The following is a 19,822-nucleotide window of genomic DNA, read 5'->3' on the forward strand; positions in this document are numbered from 1 at the left end:
TTTCTTCGCTAGTATTTGAAATTAAAAAGATGGTGGAGTTACTCCAAATATAACAGTGACTTTGTTTAAAGAAGTGTTTTCCCACTTATGCTTTGCATAAGGTGGGATTTTAACACTATCACCTGTATTGAGAAGTAAAACCGCATCATTTAGATATAGTTTCACTTGTCCTTCCATAATAAATGCTATTTCTTCCCCTTTATGTGCCACAGGCTCCATAGATGAAGCAGTTTGAGGTAACAGATTCATTAAAGCCAATTCTAGTGCTCCATCTAAATTAGGAGATAATAGCTCATACGAAACATTGCCGCTTTCAGGAAAAATTATTTTTTTCCTTTGGTTAGCTCGTACAACTAATTCTTCTGTATTGGTATCCTCTAAGAAAAAATTAAACAATGGAATATTTAATGCTACAGAAATTAATTTTAGTGTTTGTAATGAAGGATTTGTGATTCCTTTTTCAATCTGACTTAACATGGAAGGTGTTATATCAGCTAACTCTGCTAAACGCTTACTGGTTAATCCGGCACCTTTTCTAAATGCCCTAATTCTGTGACCAACATTAATATCGTTCATATATGTAATCCCCTTTAAATAAGTAAATAAAATTAAATAATTATTAATTTTATTTACTTATACTTAATATATTGTTAATATATACTTAATTATAATAAATTATGATTAAGTTTAAAACATCATATGTACATATGGCAGCAGCTGCGAAAAAGTGGGAAAAAGATTTACTTAGAAACAAAGGGGCTACTATTTTTGAATATACAGCGGGCTATAGTAAAGCAGTAGAAGAAGGAAGAATACAAGTTAATAAGAATCAAATGTGCTATTTGATTGACGATGAAAAATCAAAGCATTTATTTTAAGGTTATGCAGTAGCTGCTACTCGTCTGAATAATTGATATACAAATAAAAGTTGATGAATCGCATCCTCTATTTGTATATCTACCGTGTGGAGTAGGATTTGGTGGTGTTTCGTTCGGTTTAAAAATTATTGTACGGGATCATGGACATGTAATTTTTGCTGGGCCTACCATTTTCCGTATATGCTAATAGGTATGATGACCGTATTATATGATGGGATTTCCATACAAGATTTTTAATGAAAAGGATTCTAATAAGTAAAGGACAACTTAAGAGTAGACTTCAATGCTGTATTGTAAAATTTTTAAGGAAGTGAAAATAGTATGAAATCAGCTTTAAATAGTATTATGATCTCCTCGATTCTTGCAGTAGGAGGGATCCTTTCGCTTTTGTTTAATTTAATGGGGGATCAAGATTGGATCTGGAATTGGGTAGGGTTATTACTGGCATATCTATCTTTGGGCATTTTAATCGGTTTATATAATAAAACTGTGGATCACAAAACATTTCCTAAAATACTAAAAAGAACTTTGTTTATTTCCTTTAATGCTACTATATTAGGGATAATAATAGGGGTAACATACCAACTATTAGGAAAGTGGAATCTTACTATAATGATGTATTATTGGTTGATAATTTTATTATTACATTTAATTACTATAATAACATTAGTCATCCTAGTATTCGAAAACCGTAATAGTAAAAATTACAGCTTACTATATAGTTTTATTATACTTTTAAACATTGTCCTTACCTTAGGACCAGTATTATTTCCAGTAGTTCTAACTATTATAGGAAATGCCATGAACGCTAGTGCAGGGCACTAATTTTCACCTATATAGATTATTAAAATGATTAGTCCAAAATTGAGATTGGTTAAGTTAAAAAACTTAATAAACAAATAGGATAGTAAAACTAAACGACATAAAGTGGAATGATTTGATAGAAAGAAGATTATAATATGAAAATTAAGCTTAAGAAAAAAAGAATTATAAGTGTATTGTTGGCTATTACATTAGTAGCAATAGGGTATTACATGTTTCAATCTATTACGAATCCTAAGCTGGTAAATGCGGAAGAGGCAAATAGTGTTCAACAAGTGAGCAGTCTACCTAAAAATGAATTGAAAAAATCGATACCTAATCGTTTTGATGGTAAAGAAAGAAAAGTTGTATATTTAACTTTTGATGATGGACCAGGAAAATATACAGCTAATCTATTAGATGTATTAAAGAAAAATGATGTGAAAGCAACATTCTTTTTAATTGGCGATAACGTGAAAAGGTTCCCAGATTTAGTGAAACGAGAGCATGTAGAAAACCATTATGTGGGCATGCATAGTATGACACATGATTTTAAAAAGCTGTACACCAATCAGGAATATGTTAAGGAAATGAAAGAAGATCAATCTTTAATTAGAAATGTTATTGGAAACACACCGAAATTAACACGTCCACCATATGGATCAATGCCTGGCTTAAATGAATCACTTCGAAATGAAGTGGTCGGAAATGATTTGAAAGTATGGGATTGGACAATTGATTCTTTAGATTGGAAATACAATAAATTACCTGTGGATGTAGCGGCCGCAAAAATTGTTCAAAATGTCTTAGTAGGTGCGACGTCTTCAAAGGAAATTGTTTTAATGCACGATATTCATCCACAATCTGTCGCAGCAGTTCCAGCAATAATAAAAGGATTAAAAGAAAAAGGGTATGAATTTGAAGCTTATGATGAGAATAATCATTTTCCAATAAACTTCTGGCATGATAATCGTATATAAAGAGATGTATTAGTTAAAAGAAAATCAGAATGGAATAAGCAAATCATATAGGGTTTAAATATTTGTAAGAGCGTGTTTAGATAGATGAAACACGCTCTTTTTACTGGGCTATTTTATTGTAGATTTAAGTATAGGCTTTCTAATTTTAGAAAAATTTATATGATTTTTTCATTCATTTCTACATAAGCGTTGGATATTTCGTATGTTTGTCTAGAGTGAAAAGAACTCATAAAAAACCGCCATTATTCACGTTCTTCTTCATATAATTGCACCGCACTTATTTTTTGTATGTGGTTAAAACTAGTTTTTAAGAAGCATATGTTTTAGCAACTGCAGAAATTCTGTATCACTTTTATCATCTTTTATATAATCCTGTTCGTAGTTAAAAATCATTCGTACTAACATAAAAGCTGTAAGCGGTAATGGGACCTTATGCAAAGCTCCTTGCTGATAACCTTTTTCAAGTAAATTACTTATCATGTTAATTGCTTCTTCTTCAGATTGTTTAAAACAAGTTGTAATTTCAGGTGAATGGTACTCTTTATATTCTTGAAAGAGTGTAGAAACAAATGGATCTTGATGATATTCTAGGCTGATATAATGAAGAATTTTTTGTATTCGAAGTAAAACATCTTTTTCTTCTTTATATAAATTAAATAATTGTGAGCGTTTAAGCTGAATATGACGCATATAGCAGTCACATAATATTTCAGTTTTATCTGTATAGTAATAATAAATAGTACCTTTACCAACTTTAGCTGTCTTTGCAATTTCATCAACCGTTGTGTTACGGACACCACGCGTAGAGAACAGTATTGTGGCAGATTGAATGATTTTCATTTTTTTATTTTCTTTTTCTAATTTGATCATTGTCTACACCCTATCCTTGAAATATTTAGCGAAGTTTTCTGTCTTTACATTCTGTATTAGTTCATTTCTAATTTTGTAAATCCTAATAGAAAGTCCTCTATTTGCTTCTTATAGAATAACATACACCATTCTTATTTCTAGTATATAACTATAATAGAATGCAACTGTATCACTTAGGATGAAAATGAAAGTTTAAGGTAATAATTTTTTAATCGGACGATGAGAATTCAAGTGAAAGGGGACGGTGATTTCTTTCTTGAGTGAATTATTTGATTTTTTATTCAATTCATTTTATTATATAAACATGACTAAAAGATGATTTTAGTCGGATTTTTTTACGAAAAACCGACTGATATTTGATTTTAGTCGGTTTCTATACTATTTGAGAGAAGGTAGACACTATGTGTGGAATTGCAGGGTGGATAGACTGGTCTAAAGACCTGTCTAATGAACAAGAAACGTTAAAAAAAATGACAGATGCTATCATTCACCGAGGACCTGACGCAGAGGGGCATTGGTTTTCAAAACGAGCGGCATTAGGTCATCGACGTCTCATCGTCATTGATCCTGAAGGTGGCCTTCAACCTATGCTGTATAAAGATGGAAATAATACGATTGGCCTTACGTTCAATGGAGAAATTTATAACTATCAAGAATTACGTAAAGAACTTGAGGAGAAAGGTCATGAATTTCAGACCAAGTCGGATACAGAGGTATTACTACACGCTTACTTAGAATGGCAAGAAGATTGTGTTCAACACTTAAATGGGATTTTTGCTTTTGGTATTTGGGATGAAAGATTTGGGAAATTGATGCTTGGTCGTGATCATCTAGGTGTGAAACCTTTATTTTTTGCTCAAAGGGGAAGTGCAGTTCTTTTTGGTTCAGAATTAAAAGTTTTACTTTCGCATCCATTTGTAGATGCAGAGGTAGATAAAGAAGGACTTTCTGAAATATTCTGCCTTGGACCAACACGTACTCCTGGTCATGCTATTTTCAAGGATATACATGAAGTGCGTGCTGGCCATTATATGACGTTTACCTCTAATGGCTCGACTACGACACAGTATTGGAAACTTGAAAGTAAAAAACATGTAGATGATATTGATACAACAGTCGAGACAATCCGCTCCATTTTACAAGATACGGTTAAACGGCAGTTAATTGCTGATAAACCAGTGGTATCTATGCTTTCCGGAGGTTTAGATTCCAGTGGTTTAACAGGTTTAGCAGGAAATGAATTTGGGAATAAAGGGGAACGCCTTCATACATATTCCCTGAATTTCATCAATGATGAAAAAGACTTTGAGCAAGACTTCCTTCGTTTTGATCGTGATGAACCTTGGGTGAAACGTGTGGCTGAATATGTAGGAACAAAGCATCATTCTATAGAGTTAGGATCAGATAGTTTAATAGAGTATTTATTAACTCCAATGCGAGCGCGTGATCTACCTGGAGTTGGAGAACTGGAAACGTCTCTTTATTTGCTATTTAAGGAAATGAAAAAAGACGCAACAGTTGCACTTTCAGGCGAATCCGCAGATGAAGTATTCTCAGGATATCCATGGTTCCATCAAGAGAAGTTTCTAGATGCAGAGATATTCCCTTGGAGTGTTAATTTATGGTATAGCACAGAAATTCTATCAGAGGATTTTAAAGCGAAGATTAGCCCTGAAAAATATCAAAAACAAAAATTTGAAGATGCGGTTGCTGAGGTTCCTTTTTTAGAAGGTGAAAGTGATCTGCAAATGAAGCAACGTCAAATGTCTTACATGTTTATTACACGTTTCTTGCCATTTATGCTAGAACGAAAAGATCGCACAAGTATGATGAATGGCTTTGAAGTACGAGTTCCATTTTGCGATTACCGGCTTGTAGAATACTTATGGAATGTCCCATTCGAAATGAAAAGCATAGACAATATTGAAAAAGGTATTTTACGTCGAGCTTTTGAAAATGTACTTCCAGAAGATGTGCGTTATCGCAAAAAAAGTGCATATCCAAGCACAAAGGATGCCTCTTATGTACAAGGTATTAGTGATTGGATGTTACATGTGTTGAACAATCCTGAATCACCTATTTTGCCATTGATTAATGTAGAAAGAGTTCGTGCTATTGCAGAAGGAAAAGACGAAGTAATTTCAGGTAATGATGCACGAGGTATAATAGATTATTTACTTCAAGTTAATAGTTGGCTTCAGGAATATAATATTAAATTAGTATGGTAGATGTAATTTTCAAATAAAGAGAATAGCTGAAACATCAATGACCTAAGTGAACCGCATTTCCAATGGATTAGATATTTATCTAATAATTGGAGATGCGGTTTTATTATTTTGGGGTAACTAGTTCTTTTAGCATAATAGCGATGTGTTAGTTCTAAAAACTCAAGAAAGCTTTAGAATACTATTATAGTTGGTCAAGGACATGAACTAGACACCTAATTATTTCAGAGGATTTCTCGATTTGCTCTGGATCAAAATCTGAAAGGTTCGCATTAAGAATATGTTTTAGTTTTTTCTCTCTTTCTAAGTGACAGTTTAAACCACTAGGCGTAAGTTGGACATTGACAACTCTCCGGTCGTTATTTGAACGAACACGCTCAACGTAACCAGCCTGTTGTAATCCATTGATTAATTGAGTAATACCAGCGGCGGTAGTTTCTGCTCGATCAGCTAATTCTTTGACTGACAATTCGCCTTCTTCAGCTAATACTTTAAGGGTTCGAGCATGGACCATTGAAACTGCCCCTAATGTACGAGTAGCTCGCCCTCTTAAACGTCCATCGGCTGCAGTCAGACTATATATAGCTTGACTAAGTTCGTCTATCGCAGTTAACTTATTTGAAGAATTTTTCATAACATCACCATTTTCCCGTTAACTAAGTACTTAATTATATGGTGTTAACATTAACATATGAAAAAGAGTAGAGTCAAATTAAGTAGAGACTGGCTATTCATTTTCCAAGCAATATTATATATGCTCACCTTAAATCATCAATAAAATAATAAGACGACTTGGTTTGTAGTCTTGACAAAAGTACATATTATCCTTCATTATTTTAATTAAGTACTTAATTGTTAAGTACTTAATTAAAATAATGAAGGATGATTATTATGACTCAACGTTCACAATCTCAAGGATGGGCTTTAGATATAGCCCTTGCACTTGGTGGGTTTGATGCTTTGCATCCTGAAGCAAAGGCAACTATGGAACAGTTAGGACATGACCACACTGATTTTGATAAAGTTTTTTCTCAAGTAAAGAGTGGAGCAATGATACCAAAAGCATGGGCGACGGTTGCTTCTCAGGCTCAAGAACGTGCAAAACATTATGAACAAAAGGGATTCACTGTTACTGCTCGTGATCTATATCAGCGAGCTGCTGTTATGTGGGGACGTGCACAATATTCATATTTTAATGATGATCCACGAAAATTGGCATTTCGAGAACGTTGTAACGAATGTGTGGCAGCTATTTCATCACTTGGAGGAGGAACAGTACAACGTATAGTACTAGAATTTGAAGGCAAACAGATATATGCATTACTTCATTTGCCCTCAGGTGAAGTTCAGAATGCACCAGCAGTAATATTAGGTCCAGGTATGGATATGATTAAGGAAGACTATATACAGATTGCGCAACGTTATTATACGTCTCGTGGTATCATAGCTCTATCAATTGAAGGACCGGGTCAAGGTGAATCTGTATCTGAAGGTCTAAAAGTCGATTTGACTAATTACGAACGCGCCGTTAGTTGTTATATCGATTTTCTATTAAAACGGCCTGAGGTTGATCCAAAACGGATTGGATTTTTTGGTATCAGTATGAGTGGGTATTGGGGGATGCGAGCTGCTGCGAGTGATAATCGTATAAACGCTATAGCCACTTTTGAAGGTGTATATGGTGAATTTGATACCATCTTTAACAGAGCTCAGCCGAGTTTCAAAGCCAATTTTATGTACATGTCTGGTTACACTGATGAAGTTGCTTTTGAAAACGAGTTGAGTAGCCAGATGAACCTGTGGAAATTGGCGCCAAAGATTACTTGTCCAGTCTTCATGGGAATAGGAGAATTTGATGAACTTACCCGTTTGGAAGAAGCATTAAGTCTTTATGAGTTTGTAGAAGCACCAAAGGAGATACGCGTCTATGAGAATGAATTTCACCCGCTTGGTGGAGTAGCTGCAGAAATTTTTCGTTTTGGTGCAGAGTGGGTGGAACTTGCACTTGAAGGAAACTTTAAAGCTAACCATGATGAGCGTTATTACATGCATCGTGATGGGGGTGTTACTGAAGGGACAGCTTTTCCAACTTATTGGCTTGGTGCCCAGCCGGCGGAAATTAAAGCACGCAAAAAGTGTAATAAATTAAACGCTTGTAATAATTAACAAATTTATACTGATTAAAAAAGAAAACAACAAAAATAGTATGTAGCTTTTTTACACTATTTTTGTTGTTTTCTTCAAATTTTTAGACTCCTCATAATTATGGACATTGATGAGGATATTCAAAGTGCGGAAGACTTCGAATTGCTGAAAAACACGGAGGAAAGTTACAGGAAATGTTAAGGGATTTATAAAGTAGGAAGACAAACTATATTTTTTCTTGAGCACAACTAGCATACATATATTCTCTAGGGATCCAGACCCGAATTGTTGAGACAGACAATGACAAATCTACGGTCTGAGGAACATGACCTTCATAAAAGGCTAAGTATCATTGGATGGGATTGCAAGACAAATCAAAGTCCCTATTTTTGAATTTTTAAGTTGATGGATGTGTGGCGGTACCCCATAGCTATTAAGTTAATATTTTAAATTACCCCCATAACGAAAATTTTATATCACTACAACAGTCATTTATGAGAAGTTAAGGCATTTTATTTATTGCTATGCTGTTTTCTTGTGACACAGAGTACAATTATAGACAACATCTAAAATATTAAAGACTTTCTTTTTCTCATAACAGTGGAACTTTCGCCATTTTTCTGTAGGAGGATAAACAGGCGAAGCAGAATTACTTGAGTTGAAAGTTCTTGATACAATCCGATATAAGCTTAGTAAATTTCGTGGGTTTGTCCTGGTTATAGCTAGAATGAATTTGACAATTGTTACAGAAAAAAGAACTGACATTCTTACAAATCTGGAAAATTGAAAATGGCTGTTTATGAAACTTTCAATATTTATAATTAAAGTTGGTGCTACTTCTTTATTGCATTAGATAGCAATGTAATTTATAATACGTTTAAATGATTAAATTCTTAAACGGAAGGTAATGTTAGCGAAATGAACTGTAATGATAAAGTAATGCATATTTTAGAAAATTTAAGACCATGTTTCCAAGGGTTGGGAGATCCAACTCGTCAGCAAATTGTATCGCTTTTAATTGATAAAGATAGCTTGAATGTGACGCAAATTGCGGAGCATATTCCCATGTCAAGACCTACTGTATCTCATCATTTGAAAATATTGAAACAATCAGGGTTACTTCGAGTTCAGAAAAAAGGCACTGAAATGTATTATTGTCTTGAATTTAATGAAACAATAAATCTTTTAAAAGAACTTGTTTCTTTAGTTGAAGATGAATGTAAGAATTAGGTACTCATTTATAGTTTAGGGGCACCCTTTGTCCCTTTTTTTAGTGACATTATGTTTAAAGGTTTAAGTTTTTAATCATTTAAACTTATGATTTCACACTAATTAAAATGGAGGTTTCAGATGAATAAGAAAACAGTATTAATTGTTGGTGGGTATGGTGTTGTTGGTAGTCAAATTGCTCAAATTTTACATGATCGACATCCTGATTTGGAAATTAGATTAGGAGGAAGAACTTTAGGGAAAGCGTTACCTTTTGAATCAGATAGAGTAAAAATAGTCACTGTAGACAACACAACAGATGATCCGTTAAGAAATTTGGATGATAATTTCACATTAGTTGTTAATGCGGTTAATGACCCGCAAGATAGACTACTTCTATCTGCAGTTCAAAAAAAAATCCCATTGGTTGACATTACTCGTTGGACTGAACGTTTTAAGAGTTCTATTGATCGATTAAAAAATGTTGAGGTCCAATCCCCTGTTGTATTAGCTTCAGGGTGGATGGGAGGGACAGCAGCCCTTTTTGCTAAAATGTATTCAAAAGATATTCAAGAGGTTACGGTTGATATCAACGCACTATATTCTCTTCAAGACAAAGCAGGACCAAATTCAACAGCATATATGGACCGGTTAACGATTCCATTTGAAGTCAAAGCTCGAGAGGGAATGCGACAGGCTTATCCAATGACTGATCCGATCAAAGTCCGCTTTCCCAACGGTTATATAACCAAATGTTATCGTTTGGATACTCCTGATCACGTAACCCTGCCAGAATCAATTCATGCTGTTTCGACTAACTTTCGGATTGCTTTTGATAGTAAAATATCTACATATGGACTGGTTTCTCTGGTGAATACAGGAATTTGGAAACTGATTAGTGGAGAAAAATTTAATGACTTACGAAAAAATATTCTTTATAAACCCGGAAGTGGAAGTGCACATAACATAGTTATTCATCTTAAAGGTTATGATGCTAATGGTGTATTGCATAGGCGATGTGTGAACATATCAGATCCGTTAGGACAGACACATCTTACTGCTTTAGGAGCAGCTGTCCAAGCAGAGAACATTTTACAAACATCTGATATTATGGTTCTGGATTCTAAAATTTACTTTCCGGAAAATTTATTAGATTTGGGTATGAATGCATCTGTAATTTTAGATTTTTATAGGGAATATGGGGTTAATATTACGAAAGAAAATATATAAAAGGTATCGTTCTATTCGTGGTAGTACACATATGGCTATCAAGCAAAGAAGAGCAAATACCCCAAATAACTTAATGGCAGTTTAGTTTAATAAGAACCAATGGTAAAATGATGAGAATTAATTATGCTATGGGGCTGGTCAGTTGTAATTTTATAAAGGAGTTGTGAAAAGTTGAAATATCGCAAAGCAAATATCGATGATATTGATAAATTGGTCGAGTTAAGAAAAAGCAATTAGTTGATGAGGGGATAGAACCTAATATAGATATTGGTAGAGAACTATATGCTTTCTTTAAAAATAAACTAAGTGAAGGTACTTTAATTAAATGGCTAGTGGAAGATAATGAAGAAACTATAGCTTGTGGTGCAGTAATTTTTTATGAATTTCCACCTTGTTACACCAATAAGACTGGAAAAAAGGCTTATATCACAAATATGTATACTAATGAAAATTATCGTGGGCAAGGAATCGCAACAAAGCTGTTAACTAAATTAGTTGATGAAGTTAAGATTTCAGGTATCTCACAAATATGGCTTGGGGCTTCAAAAATGGGTAGACCAGTGTATAAGAAGTTTGGTTTTATGGAAACTGATGAATTTCTAGAATTAGGGTGTTTTTGCCCATCCACCGAAAAAGGGGAATAAGACAAGATATTCCAATGTGGAAAAGTAACTCTAAAATCAACCTTTATTATATATTTTGGAGTTACTTGACGTTAACTTTTCTACGGAAAGTTGACACTTTTATCCTATGCCTAAAGGCGGACTGAATTCCTGCATAGGTTTTCCAGTATCACTGAATTTGTAATGAAAAGTTGTGAACAATTGAAAAAATAATGGTTGAAATAATGAAAGGTGAAAAGGAGTTTATTTCTAATAAGCGAAATATTATATTGTATTGTTTTATCCTAAATTATTTGTAAAGGTGGATACATAATGACAGTAAAGAAGCTTTATTTCCTCCCAGCAGGTCGTTGTATGTTGGATCATTCTTCAGTTAATAGTACACTTACACCGGGTAAACTACTAAACTTACCTGTTTGGTGTTATCTTTTGGAGACAAAAGAGGGACTTATTTTAGTAGATACAGGTATGCCAGAAAGTGCTCTTAATAATGAGAATCTTTTTAAAGGTACATTTGTTGAAGGACAAGTTTTACCTAAAATGAATGAGAACGATAGGATCGCAAATATTTTAAAGCGTGCCGGATATGAGCCAGAAGATCTTCTTTATATCATTAGTTCTCACTTGCATTTTGATCATGCAGGAGGAAATGGCGTTTTTACAAATACACCAATTATTGTACAGCGTGCTGAATATGAGGTAGCACTCTACAGAGAGGAATATTTGAAAGAATGTATATTGCCGAATTTAAACTATAAAATCATTGAAGGAGATTATGAAGTAGTGCCAGGTGTGCAATTAATATATACACCGGGACATACGCCAGGTCATCAGTCATTATTAATTGAGACGGAAAAATCAGGTCCAGTGTTGCTAACTATTGATGCATCATATACGAAAGAAAACTTTGAAGATGAAGTACCGTTTGCTGGGTTTGATTCGGATTTAGCTTTATCTTCAATAAAACGTTTAAAAGATGTTGTTAAGAAAGAAAATCCGATTATTTTCTTTGGCCATGATATGGAGCAAGAAAAGGGCTGTAAAGTGTTCCCGGATTATTTGTGAGATAGCATATAAAAAGTCATGGGCTCGTTTGAGGTGACCCCGAAAGTTAGGTCATGACTTTTTGTTTTGGGGTGTTATAAAATTCTTAAGTTGATGGGCATGGGGTAATAATATGAATTGGAGGTTCCTTTCTAAGAGTAGGGAGTCTCTTTAATCTCGCTACCGATAATCAAATGATATGTTAATTAGATTTGAATATTGTATGCATCGCCTTTTCTTCAATAAATATTAAGTGATAAACTTCATATATAGTATATAAGGAGATTATCTCATGGGTTATTTGCAAATATTAGATGGGGAGTATTTGACACATACATAACCTAAAGATTTAGATGAAATTAATATAGATAAGTATTTACTACGATTGCCTTCCTATTTTTCTTAGAATTTTTTTAGTGAATCAAAATTTAAATTGCGTATACATCTTTTGTATTAGTAGACCTAAGTCTAAAAGTATGTACAATTACACCATTTGACTAATGGGTAAACTTCACAAACTGATATATACTAGTATTGTGTCTTGCCTTTTTAGGTGTAGTACACAGCCGGTGATTGGCTAGTGGATGTCCTTCCATTTTGCCAGTGCCGGTTTTTTGTTGGATAATAGAGAAGATGAAGTTTTTATAAGGAAAGAAGGGGTTGTTTTGAAAGATGTAAATTCTATCTTTATGAGAGAAAAGATTGCTAGTTTTTATCTTTATTTTATTTCTTTTCTTGGTTTGGTTACTATAACTATATCTTTACTTGAAATTAAAATCCCTTCTCATCTAACAATACTAATATTGTTGTTACTTTTTATGGGGATTGCAGAGTATTTTCCTGTAAGATTTTGGAGAGGAACTAGTTCGCTTACCTTTCCGATAATTTACGCTATGAGTTGGCAGTTTGGAATCCATATAACTATTGTTGCTATTGTACTTGTCACGCTAATTATTCACCTGCATCGTCGTTCACCGATACAAAGAATGTTATTTAATAGTACTCAACATGCACTTAGTTTGATCTTTGCCAAATGGTTTTCAGACAAATGTATGTCCTTAATAATTAATAAGATAGGTATGTCAGTTCTGTATGAGAATTTAATATCTTTGTTATTATTTTGCGTGTTTTTTTGTTTTTTCAACAATCGCTTTTATGATTTGTTAATGATACTTCTTCCGCAGCCATATTCAATTTATCAATGGTATAAAAAAACTATTACGGTATTTCTTTGCGAAACTTTTGGTTTCTCTTATGCGGCACTGATGCATGTACTAATTAGTACATATAGTGTGGAAGTAAACGAAATTACAGTACTGTTTTTCTTTTTTCCACTTGTAGCAACTTCCGTTATTAGTTCTTTTTCTGTACGGATAAGGATGGAGAAGGAACGATTATATGAGTTATTCCTTATTACGACTGAAATTAGTCGAGGATTAACCGGAGGAAACTTGAAACATATTAAACAAGCACTTAAAGGGTTTTTTGGCATACAAGCATATGTAATATGGACAAAAGATGATGGGAACTGGAATATTCTATTAAAAGATGGGAAAGTCCGCTCTGATATATCTGATGATTCAGAAAAGATCAGGGAGTTTGAGGAACTTTCTAAAAATCTTGTATTTAATGATTGGAAAATTGGCACGGCTCCTGAAGATGAAATATTTGATAGTGTTATACGCTCACTTGTATATTTTCCTCTTATAGTAAATGATGAATTAGTCGGAATGTTTGTTGCAGGGAAAAGTAGAAATGCAGGTTTCTTTCCGGAGGATGTACAGTCGTTAGCTACATTTTCTAACCAATTAGCTAACGTTGTTAAAACAAGGATATTGATTTCTGAACAGGAAAAAAGAATGATTTTAGAAGAAAGAAATAGAATCGCCCGTGAAATTCACGATGGTATTGCGCAAACATTAGCCGGGGTGATATTCCAACTAGAATCCGCGCAGAAAAAATACTGTGATAAACCAAAAGATATGCAGCAAGTAGTAGAGAAAAGCATAAAAGATTTAAGAGTAAGCCTAGGAGAAGTTCGCTATTCTATTTATGCTTTAAAACCATATCCGACACAACAATTAGGCCTTAAGCAGGCGATAGCAAGTAAAATAAAATCTTTAAAACAAGAATATGAACTAGATATTACATATCATGAAAGGGGTCATGCACGTGCGCTTAGTTTTTCAAAAGAAAGGGTTATTTTTGATACATTACAAGAGAGTTTGCAAAACATTGTAAAACATGCGCAAGCAAAAAAGGCTGATGTTTTAATCAGTTATCAAAGGGAGCACGTGCTTTTAAGAGTTAAGGATAATGGAGTTGGCTTTTCACTATTTGAGTCTATGGTTAAAACGAAGAATGAGCCACATTATGGTATATTACATATGAATGAACAAGCTGACCAATTAGGGGCTACTTTACAGATTGATAGTTCTGTAGGAAAAGGGACAGAAATTACACTGTTAATTCCAGATTCACAAACAAGGGGTGCGTAAAATGATTAAAATATTAGTAGTAGATGATCATGCTTTTTTACGGGATGCAATTCGGAGCATACTAGAGGATGAATCTGATATAAAAGTGGTTGGAGAAGCTAGCTCTGGGGATGGAGTATTGGGAAAAGTAGAAGAATGCCGACCAGATTGTATTTTGATGGATATTAATCTTCCAGGGAAAAATGGGATTGAAGCTACAGAGTTAGTGAAAAAAAAATATCCGAGTTGCCGTGTACTTGTGTTTACAATGTATGAACATGACGAGTATTTAATGGATGCACTCCAGGCCGGTGCTGATGGTTATTTATTGAAGGATTCATCATCAGATCAGGTAGTAGCAGCAATTCGAATGTTATATCGAGGCGATTCAGTCATTCATCCGCGTATGACTAAAAAATTAATTACATATCATCAGCAAAAAATGAAAGTAGAATCAAATGAAAATGAACTGACGGAACGTGAAAAGGAAATTCTCTTTGAACTAGTAAAAGGACTTAGTAATAAAGAAATTGCTGAAGTTTTATATATTAGTGATAAAACAGTTAAAATTCACATCAATAAAATTTTTAAAAAGCTAAATGTGAAAAGTCGATCGCAAGCAGTGATTTATGCAGTCCGAAATCAATTAGTTCCGCTAGATTAAATAAGAAATCTATCAAAGAACTATCGTGTCGCTTTATTCTGTATTACAAAGAATAAAGGACAAGGTAGTTCTTTTGTACTATGTAGGCATAGAATCCTTAGAGAAAAGATACTCCTTTTGTTTAATTTTCAGAATAATCAAAATGTGGAATAATAAAAATAGAATTACATTTTAATCTTGTTAATAATTCATTTTGTGAAAATCTTTTGTTGGAAATAAATGACGGAGGGCTCTTATAGAAAGAGTAAAGTGAGTGGTTAGCTATGTAAGGTATGGGGATGGTAGTAGTGTTGGAAATCTTTCATGATACAAAAGATTAAGATTAATAGAGTTTCCAATGCTACATGGGAATTTAAGAATCAATTTGTTTCAAAAAATAATATTAATAATGGGGAGATGTAATATGAAACGAGGGAAATTTGGAAAGATTCTTATTGGAACGTTAACAGCTGGAATGTTATTGTCTCAAGGAATTCCATATAACGTATTAGCGGAAGAGGTAAATACATCTACTTTAACTGGAATTGATGATGCAAATGCTATCTTAAAAGGTCTTACAAAGGAACAACGTAATGCCTTAAAAACGTTAGATACAAAACCAGGTTTTGTTATTTCGCCAGGTATCAATACAACAAGTCCTAATAATGTGAATGTGATTATAGAATTTAAGCAAGCGCCTAGCAAAATAGAGGTATTAAAACAAGCGGCTAAAGGGAAAAAAGTAGCTCTTTCAAATGCGGAACAAAAGGTAGAGGCATCACATAAAGGATTTAAAGCAGAGCTTGAGCAGCTTCAAAAGAATAAAGAGAAAGGAACAAATGTAAAATCTGCAAAAATAACAAGAGAATATAAGAATGCTTTTAATGGTGTAGCGATTTCTTTACCAGCAAATATGATCGAAGACTTAGTTCGTACCGGTATCGTTAAGCGCGTATGGGAAGATCATGAGGTTAAAATTGATTTGCCGAAAGAAACAACTAAGACTGCTGTTGAACCGAAAATGGCGGATAGTGTACCGCAAATTGGTGTGGACAAGCTGCATGATGAAAAAATAACAGGGAAAGGAATTAAGGTAGGTGTACTGGACACAGGTATTGATTACAACCACCCGGATTTGAAAGATGCATATAAAGGATATCGTGCAAAACAAGGTGAAGATCCAAGTAAAATAGATTCGAACTCCATAAAAGGATGGGACTTTGTTAATAATGATGCTGATCCAATGGAGACAACGTATAAGGATTGGCAAAATTCTGGAGGATATCCTGAGATTTATGAGGGGAGTGCATATTATACATCCCATGGTACGCATGTAGCTGGGACAATTGCTGCAGACAAACAGAATAGTGTGGATTATGCAGTGAAGGGTGTTGCTCCAGATGTAGATTTATATTCATATCGCGTATTAGGTCCATATGGAAGTGGACAAACAAGCGGTATTCTTGCTGCGATTGATAAAGCGGTGAAAGACGATATGGATGTTATCAATTTATCACTAGGAGCGTCTATTAATGATCCTTTATATCCTACTTCTGTCGCAGTGAACAATACGATGTTAGCTGGTGTTGTTACAGTAGTAGCAGCAGGTAACAGTGGTCCGGAAGAAGGTACCATTGGATCACCTAGTGCAGCGGCACTTCCAATTACAGTTGGAGCCAGTGATGCTGCAATGACGATCCCAACGTTTTCTATCGATGCAGGTGATTTACATGTGGATAAGATGATGCTACTTGGAAAAAGCTTTACTGATAAGATTGAAGATTTGAAAGGTCAATCCGTATCAGTTGTATATGCAGGGCTTGGAAAATCAAATGATTTTACAGGAAAAGATGTAAAAGGAAAATTAGCTCTTATCCAACGCGGTGAGATTACATTTGATGAAAAAATTAAGCATGCTAAGGAAGCAGGCGCAAAAGCGGTAATCGTATATAACAATGTAGATGGTGAAATTACAAGTTATCTTGGGGAAAGTACTTCGTCTATTCCATCGTTCCGCTTAACAAAAGTAGATGGTGAGAAATTACAAGTAAAAGCTGTACAAGGAGATGTGTCGTTAGCGTTTGGAGAACTAAGTAATATAAAAACAGAGGGAGATCACTTAGCTGATTTTAGCTCCCGCGGTCCTGCAACTAAGACAGATGATATTAAGCCAGATATTGTAGCACCAGGTGTGTCTATTTTCTCAACTGTTCCTGAATATATTAATGATCCAAAAGATGGAGATAATTATCCGGTAGCGTATGGACGTATGTCAGGTACCTCTATGGCAACTCCTCATACTGCAGGGGTAGCGGCACTTATTTTACAAGAACATCCAAACTATAGTCCATTTGAAGTAAAAGAAGCACTCATGAATACCGCAGTTGATTTAAAGGAAGAGCGTTCTGTATTTGAGGTGGGCTCAGGACGAATTGATGCATATCGTGCAGTTCATGCAGATACATCTATCGAGGTTGTTGATAAAACATCAAACGTTGTAGGTGATGAAGAAGTAGAAATTGAAGAAAAAACAGGTTCTATTGCATTTGGGTATAAAAATCAAATTGAAAATGGGCCTATTAAAGATAGTCGAAAAGTTTTAATTAAGAACAGCAGTAAAACAGATGGGAAAGAGTTTAAATTAGAGGTGAAATTTTCACCTACAAGTGTAGGTGTGCAAGATGCAGCGAAGAATGGTGTGAAGCTAAACGTACCAGATTCTATTAAAGTAGCTCCTGGTGCATCAGAGGAAATTAACCCTGAAATTACCATTCCAGAAAACGCTGAATTTGGTAGATATGAGGGCTATATTCATATTTCAAATAAAAACAATGAAAAAGAAGTATATCAAGTACCATTTGCAGTTAAATTCACAGAAAAAGGGATTGCGTCTGTAGATTTACTGAGAGATGCAATGGCAACAGATGCTTCTAAATTCCATCCATTTATGGAAAGACCAAGTTCGCCGTTGTCATTTAAATTAAATAGTCCTCTCGAAACCATTGATGCAATTGTGAAGGACCGAACGACAGGGAAGGCATTAGGAGTCGTTGGTACACTTAATGCAAGTAGTCTAACACCGAATGTTGAATATATGATGTTTTCTGGTATGGGAGGGTATGTACTTCCATTCACAGGAAATCCAGCTCATCCAATTGCGGATAAACCTGTTATGTTGCCTGATGGAGATTACGAATTGAACTTCGTTGGATATGATAAAGAAGGAAAATCTTATACAAAAGGCGATAGCATTATCATTGATAATGTAATACCTGAAATGAAATTTAAGGATGTACAACCTGGTATACACGAAGTCAATGATTCTATGTTTAAAGAAGAAGACGGCCAGCGTGCATTATGGGTGCATGGTAATATTTATGATTCTACAGTAGATGCATTAAAGGCAAAAGGCTTGCAATATGATCAAAAAGCGAATCAAATTGTATATTATCAAAACTCAGCCTTCCCATCGGGATGGTTGAATACAATTCAAGCAAATGGTGATTTTAAATTTGGAGTACTTCCAGAGGAAATAAATGAGCCGTTAAATTTAAAATTATTTGGATATGATCTTGCAACTGCAGGGAATATGGCAACTGGATATAAAGATTACGTCTTTGTAAAAGAAGGGACAGAATACGCTGTTCCAAGTTATGACAAAGATAAAATCAAATTAGGAGAGAAAATTACATTAACTTTGAATCTTAATAATGTAAAACAGCTTATGTCAGGTACATTTGAAATTCCTTATTACAAGCAGCTATTTAAATTTACAGATGTGAAACCAAATCCAGCACTTACGGAATATGTAGAACAACATGGATTGAACCTTAAATTAGAAGATCCGAAGATAAGTGAAGCAGGAGCTTGGGAAAACAAGGTGAAAGTTGGCGCATCATTGGAAGGAAAAGAATTTAAAGGATTAGATGGAGATAAACCATTTTTAGATGTTACATTCGAGATGACGAACGATGAATACTTTAATGATTTGACTGCATTTGGAGTAGATAAGTTCTCTTATACAAAAGTTGGTGCATCAGAAGGCATTGAGATTCCTGCGTTTAAAGATAAATCTTTTGCTATTGTTTCGAAACATTCAACGGTTACAGGATATATTGGCCCGGAAGCTTTCTTGAATGAAGAGGGGTATTTAGGTAAGAAAGACTATACAAAACTAGGAGCAAAAGTGTACGCAGTTGGAAAGGATGGAAAGAAATATACAGGAACGATTGGTGATAACGGACAATTTGAAATTCATAGTGTTCCAGTAAGCGATAAAGAATATGATATTTTCGTAGAAATGCCAGGTCATTTAAATAGTAAATTAACAACAAAAATAGGGAAAATGCAGGATGGAGAATTAGTGGGACAAAACTTTAGAGCTGACATGGATGATAACCTTGCAGGTGATGTAAACGGCGATAAAATGGTAGATATTCAAGATGCTAGAATAGCAGCTTTATCGTATGGAAAAGGAAAAGTATCTGTAAAAGATGGAGATATAAATCAAGATGGTGTTGTAGGTGAAACGGATGTTCGTTTAATTGAGAAAAACTTCTTGAAAAAGGGCCCAGATGCTAAAGGAAACGAGAAACCGAAAGAAAATGTAGGGCCAGTGACGTTAGAGAAAATTTTACGCTCTATCGGTTTAGAACCAAAAAAATAAGTGGACAAACTTCTAGAGTAAATAAAGGCAT

General features: G+C 34.3%; 14 protein-coding genes and 1 pseudogene. 12 read left to right on the plus strand and 3 right to left on the minus strand.

What is annotated here, in order from left to right; genetic code table 11:
• Positions 1 to 21: 21 nt before the first annotated feature.
• The gene (locus BUA87_RS03675; RefSeq protein ID WP_000997928.1) at positions 22 to 576 is read right to left on the minus strand and encodes a helix-turn-helix domain-containing protein; all 555 of its coding nucleotides are present in this window, start codon (positions 574 to 576) and stop codon (positions 22 to 24) included.
• A gap of 101 nt (positions 577 to 677) precedes the next feature.
• On the opposite strand from BUA87_RS03675, the gene BUA87_RS03680 reads away from it, so the two are divergent.
• The 3 genes from BUA87_RS03680 (at position 678) to BUA87_RS03690 (ending at position 2,659) form a co-directional block, all read left to right on the plus strand.
• On the plus strand, positions 678 to 878 hold the full coding sequence (locus tag BUA87_RS03680; protein WP_002094015.1) for a hypothetical protein: 201 nt from the start codon (positions 678 to 680) through the stop codon (positions 876 to 878).
• 321 nt (positions 879 to 1,199) lie between these two features.
• Positions 1,200 to 1,703, plus strand: a complete 504-nt coding sequence (locus BUA87_RS03685; protein WP_000833547.1) for a DUF3902 family protein — start codon at positions 1,200 to 1,202, stop codon at positions 1,701 to 1,703.
• A 134-nt stretch (positions 1,704 to 1,837) separates the two neighbouring features.
• Positions 1,838 to 2,659: a peptidoglycan-N-acetylglucosamine deacetylase gene (locus tag BUA87_RS03690; protein WP_072938457.1), complete on the plus strand. Its 822-nt coding sequence runs from the start codon at positions 1,838 to 1,840 to the stop codon at positions 2,657 to 2,659.
• A gap of 300 nt (positions 2,660 to 2,959) precedes the next feature.
• On the opposite strand, the gene BUA87_RS03695 is transcribed toward BUA87_RS03690, so the two are convergent.
• Entirely contained in the window at positions 2,960 to 3,529 is a 570-nt protein-coding gene (locus tag BUA87_RS03695; protein WP_000593069.1) for a TetR/AcrR family transcriptional regulator, read from the minus strand.
• A 401-nt stretch (positions 3,530 to 3,930) separates the two neighbouring features.
• Here BUA87_RS03695 and asnB point away from each other — a divergent pair, with 401 nt between their 5' ends.
• Positions 3,931 to 5,757: an asparagine synthase (glutamine-hydrolyzing) gene (gene asnB / locus BUA87_RS03700; protein WP_071714852.1), complete on the plus strand. Its 1,827-nt coding sequence runs from the start codon at positions 3,931 to 3,933 to the stop codon at positions 5,755 to 5,757.
• Positions 5,758 to 5,938: 181 nt separating this feature from the next.
• Here asnB and BUA87_RS03705 read toward each other — a convergent pair whose 3' ends face one another.
• The gene (locus BUA87_RS03705) at positions 5,939 to 6,388 is read right to left on the minus strand and encodes a MarR family winged helix-turn-helix transcriptional regulator (RefSeq protein WP_000798525.1); all 450 of its coding nucleotides are present in this window, start codon (positions 6,386 to 6,388) and stop codon (positions 5,939 to 5,941) included.
• Positions 6,389 to 6,645: 257 nt separating this feature from the next.
• Here BUA87_RS03705 and BUA87_RS03710 point away from each other — a divergent pair, with 257 nt between their 5' ends.
• The 8 genes and pseudogenes from BUA87_RS03710 to BUA87_RS03750 all read left to right on the plus strand — a co-directional run bounded on the left by BUA87_RS03710 (position 6,646) and on the right by BUA87_RS03750 (position 19,791).
• The gene (locus BUA87_RS03710; RefSeq protein WP_061660955.1) at positions 6,646 to 7,920 is read left to right on the plus strand and encodes an alpha/beta hydrolase; all 1,275 of its coding nucleotides are present in this window, start codon (positions 6,646 to 6,648) and stop codon (positions 7,918 to 7,920) included.
• Positions 7,921 to 8,817: 897 nt separating this feature from the next.
• Entirely contained in the window at positions 8,818 to 9,129 is a 312-nt protein-coding gene (locus tag BUA87_RS03720) for an ArsR/SmtB family transcription factor (RefSeq protein ID WP_000995770.1), read from the plus strand.
• A gap of 120 nt (positions 9,130 to 9,249) precedes the next feature.
• Complete coding sequence (locus BUA87_RS03725) at positions 9,250 to 10,338, plus strand: saccharopine dehydrogenase family protein (RefSeq protein WP_072938460.1); 1,089 nt, start codon at positions 9,250 to 9,252, stop codon at positions 10,336 to 10,338.
• A gap of 171 nt (positions 10,339 to 10,509) precedes the next feature.
• A pseudogene (locus tag BUA87_RS03730) lies at positions 10,510 to 10,982 on the plus strand (GNAT family N-acetyltransferase).
• 291 nt (positions 10,983 to 11,273) lie between these two features.
• A complete protein-coding gene (gene aiiA / locus BUA87_RS03735) occupies positions 11,274 to 12,026 on the plus strand; it encodes a quorum-quenching N-acyl homoserine lactonase AiiA (RefSeq protein WP_000216603.1) in 753 nt (250 codons plus the stop codon).
• 644 nt (positions 12,027 to 12,670) lie between these two features.
• Positions 12,671 to 14,503, plus strand: coding sequence for a GAF domain-containing sensor histidine kinase (locus BUA87_RS03740; RefSeq protein WP_002094017.1), 1,833 nt, complete (start codon positions 12,671 to 12,673; stop codon positions 14,501 to 14,503).
• A 1-nt stretch (position 14,504) separates the two neighbouring features.
• Positions 14,505 to 15,146, plus strand: coding sequence for a response regulator (locus BUA87_RS03745; protein ID WP_000590664.1), 642 nt, complete (start codon positions 14,505 to 14,507; stop codon positions 15,144 to 15,146).
• Positions 15,147 to 15,549: 403 nt separating this feature from the next.
• Entirely contained in the window at positions 15,550 to 19,791 is a 4,242-nt protein-coding gene (locus tag BUA87_RS03750) for a S8 family serine peptidase (protein WP_072938464.1), read from the plus strand.
• Positions 19,792 to 19,822 lie beyond the last annotated feature (31 nt).

The organism is Bacillus sp. bc15, from assembly GCF_900142585.1.
GTDB classification, from domain to species: domain Bacteria; phylum Bacillota; class Bacilli; order Bacillales; family Bacillaceae_G; genus Bacillus_A; species Bacillus_A cereus.

What these genes read in the sequence shown, in the direction of transcription:
- BUA87_RS03675 (WP_000997928.1), bottom strand. Translation starts at nt 576, where the DNA reads ATGAACGATATTAATGTTGGTCACAGAATTAGGGCATTTAGAAAAGGT.
- BUA87_RS03680 (WP_002094015.1), top strand. Translation starts at nt 678, where the DNA reads ATGATTAAGTTTAAAACATCATATGTACATATGGCAGCAGCTGCGAAA.
- BUA87_RS03685 (WP_000833547.1), top strand. Translation starts at nt 1,200, where the DNA reads ATGAAATCAGCTTTAAATAGTATTATGATCTCCTCGATTCTTGCAGTA.
- BUA87_RS03690 (WP_072938457.1), top strand. Translation starts at nt 1,838, where the DNA reads ATGAAAATTAAGCTTAAGAAAAAAAGAATTATAAGTGTATTGTTGGCT.
- BUA87_RS03695 (WP_000593069.1), bottom strand. Translation starts at nt 3,529, where the DNA reads ATGATCAAATTAGAAAAAGAAAATAAAAAAATGAAAATCATTCAATCT.
- asnB (WP_071714852.1), top strand. Translation starts at nt 3,931, where the DNA reads ATGTGTGGAATTGCAGGGTGGATAGACTGGTCTAAAGACCTGTCTAAT.
- BUA87_RS03705 (WP_000798525.1), bottom strand. Translation starts at nt 6,388, where the DNA reads ATGAAAAATTCTTCAAATAAGTTAACTGCGATAGACGAACTTAGTCAA.
- BUA87_RS03710 (WP_061660955.1), top strand. Translation starts at nt 6,646, where the DNA reads ATGACTCAACGTTCACAATCTCAAGGATGGGCTTTAGATATAGCCCTT.
- BUA87_RS03720 (WP_000995770.1), top strand. Translation starts at nt 8,818, where the DNA reads ATGAACTGTAATGATAAAGTAATGCATATTTTAGAAAATTTAAGACCA.
- BUA87_RS03725 (WP_072938460.1), top strand. Translation starts at nt 9,250, where the DNA reads ATGAATAAGAAAACAGTATTAATTGTTGGTGGGTATGGTGTTGTTGGT.
- aiiA (WP_000216603.1), top strand. Translation starts at nt 11,274, where the DNA reads ATGACAGTAAAGAAGCTTTATTTCCTCCCAGCAGGTCGTTGTATGTTG.
- BUA87_RS03745 (WP_000590664.1), top strand. Translation starts at nt 14,505, where the DNA reads ATGATTAAAATATTAGTAGTAGATGATCATGCTTTTTTACGGGATGCA.
- BUA87_RS03750 (WP_072938464.1), top strand. Translation starts at nt 15,550, where the DNA reads ATGAAACGAGGGAAATTTGGAAAGATTCTTATTGGAACGTTAACAGCT.